The 1,136-nt window shown below is 46.7% G+C and carries 1 protein-coding gene and 1 pseudogene; both read right to left on the bottom strand.

Annotation, left to right across the window (positions count from 1 at the left end; genetic code table 11):
• A pseudogene (locus R7P72_RS25375) lies at positions 1-542 on the bottom strand (multidrug transporter); the annotation flags it as partial.
• A 65-nt stretch (positions 543-607) separates the two neighbouring features.
• The coding region (locus R7P72_RS25370; RefSeq protein ID WP_318111002.1) for a UTRA domain-containing protein at positions 608-1,136 on the bottom strand (529 nt) is incomplete at its 5' end.

Below are 1,136 nucleotides of genomic sequence, written 5' to 3'. Positions count from 1 at the left end.
TGCTGAGTCAGTAACGTTAATGCCTCTTTGTCCACCACAGAGTACCCTGTCGTGCCAATTGCCGCGATCAACGCCCAAAACACGCCTACATTTAGATACGCCACCAAAGAAACTTGGCGAACATGAGTCAACGGAACCAAAATGCAGCCAAAGGTGATCAACACAAAACCAAGCCACTGTTGAGATGAAAGCGAATGGCCGAGTGCAACACTGAACCCTCCCACCATCATGACCGGCAAAGCGCGTGCAATTGGGTAAATCACACCAACATCGGCATGTTTATACGCCATGATCAAACCGACGAGATACACAATTTGCGCTATTCCACTAAAAGCCAGCATTCCCCAAAACTCAACTGGCAACGAAGTCCAACCGAGCGTGATTAAATACCAAATCAGATATGGGGTAAGCACTCCACAAGCAGACAGGCTTGCAGCCATCGTGAATGCCATGCCTGATCCGGAATGGCTTTTACCCAAGATATTCCAGCCAGCATGCAAAACCGCTGAAAATACAACGAGTGCGATTGCCAAAAAATCCATTTGTTTTCCTGTTTAGATAAAACAAAGGCTCCGAGATGGAGCCTTTGAATATGAAAATGCGAACATTAGTGATTGAGCTCTGCTACCGACTCAATACTGATGGCATCGTGACGCCAGTATTCAATATCGCAGTCAATCAACTCGCCATGTTGGTTATAGTTAGTACGTTCAACAACCATTGCAGGAGTGCCAGAGGTTGCTCGCAACGCTTGCGCGACTTCACCAAGCAAGGTACTGGTAGAAATACGGTAACGCGTCTTCTGATACACCACACCAAAGTGCTCGCGATAAATGTCGGTCAGCGAGTTGGTCAAATCAAAGCTCAATAAATTGGGGAAGATCTCTGGACGAATATAGTTGGTCACATACACAACAGGTCTGTCTTCCAAATATCGAACGCGGTCAACACGAAAAACATCAGAGAACGGTTGCAGTTGTAACAAGCGCGCAGATTGCTTATTAGCTAAAGTTCCCTTTGCCGCAATCAGCTCCGTTTTTGGCACGCGATTTTGCGCTTTCGCCATGTTCGGAAAATTAAGTGTTTGAGTAGGGTCGTAGCGTAGTGGCTCAGGTGAAATAAACCAGCCTCTGCGA

The sequence above is a fragment of the Vibrio sp. Vb0888 genome (assembly GCF_033338835.1).
Taxonomy (GTDB): domain Bacteria; phylum Pseudomonadota; class Gammaproteobacteria; order Enterobacterales; family Vibrionaceae; genus Vibrio; species Vibrio alginolyticus.
The sequence above is the reverse complement of the archived record's forward strand: the minus strand, read 5'-3'. Positions and strand labels throughout refer to the sequence as shown.